We start from the raw sequence: 723 nt of genomic DNA, 5'->3' as shown, positions 1-723 counted from the left end.
GAGCGGCTGCGCGGCCCCGGCCCGCAGCTCCTCGCCGACGTGCTGCGGTTCGCCGTCGAGCGCGGCGCGCAGGCGCCCGGCGCGGACGCGTCGGAGCGGCCCACGGGCGGGCCCGACCCCGACCGGCTCGTGCTCGACCTGGCCGAGCGGCTGTGGCAGCACGGCCTCGTCGTCGACGTCGACCACGGCGTGCCCGGCGGGGTGCGGATCCCGCTGGTGGTGGGTCACCCGGACCTGCCCGACGAGATGCTCGTCGCGGTCCTGACGGACGACCACGAGTACGTGAGCGAGCCGAGCGTGCGCGTGCGCGACCGCCTGGTGCCGGACCGGCTCGAGCGGCTCGGCTGGTCGGTCGTGCGCGTGTGGTCCGCCGCCGCGTTCCTCGACCCGCAGGCCGAGGTCGACCGCATCCGGCGTGCCGTCCACACCGCGCTGGTCGCGCGCCGGCCCGAGCTCGCGGCCCCGGTGTCCGCGCCCGTGCGGGCGGTGCCGGTGCCGGTCGAGGACGAGGACCACGCGCCCGTGCGGCCGTACGTCGACGGACGACCGGCCACGGGTGCCCAGCCGGTGGTCGCCCCGGCGACCGGTGCCGTGCCGGTGGTGCGCACCGCGACCGGTGCCCAGCCCGTGGTCGCGCCCGCGACCGGTGCTCAGCCCGAGGTCACGCCCGCGACCGGTGCCGTGACCGCGCCCGCGACCGGTGTAACGCCCACGGTGCCAGCC

General features: G+C 78.8%; 1 pseudogene. It reads left to right on the top strand.

The window, feature by feature from the left end:
• Nucleotides 1–723 (top strand): annotated as a pseudogene (locus J7523_RS20435) (hypothetical protein); the annotation flags it as partial.

It is taken from the genome of Cellulomonas sp. (genome assembly GCF_017744555.1).
GTDB lineage: Bacteria > Actinomycetota > Actinomycetes > Actinomycetales > Cellulomonadaceae > Cellulomonas.
Note: the sequence above shows the minus strand (reverse complement) of the source record. Positions and strands in the feature narration are given on the sequence as shown.